Below are 248 nucleotides of genomic sequence, written 5' to 3'. Positions count from 1 at the left end.
AGAAAATAACGGAACCGATAATGCAAATTATACGGTTGTATTTACGCCTTCTGAAGCCAACATTTATCTTCCTGTAGAATTTGACCTTCCAGTAAGAACACAGATTGGTGTCCGCGTAAGCTGTAAAGCCAACAGCCGTGATTACGAAAAAGGTAATGTTACCACCACCGGAACCTATGAACTGACACGTGCCGGCGATGGTATGAAACTGGAAAATCTGGAACTGACAGACGGTGTCTTTAAGTTTG

At 42.7% G+C, this 248-nt stretch carries 1 protein-coding gene; it reads left to right on the top strand.

Annotated elements, in window-relative coordinates; genetic code table 11:
* A partial coding sequence (locus LIZ66_RS18475) for a hypothetical protein (RefSeq protein ID WP_227201199.1) occupies nt 1-248 on the top strand: 248 nt, incomplete at both ends.

This window comes from Blautia faecis (assembly GCF_020554845.1).
GTDB lineage: Bacteria > Bacillota > Clostridia > Lachnospirales > Lachnospiraceae > Blautia_A > Blautia_A faecis.
The sequence above is the reverse complement of the archived record's forward strand: the minus strand, read 5'-3'. Positions and strand labels throughout refer to the sequence as shown.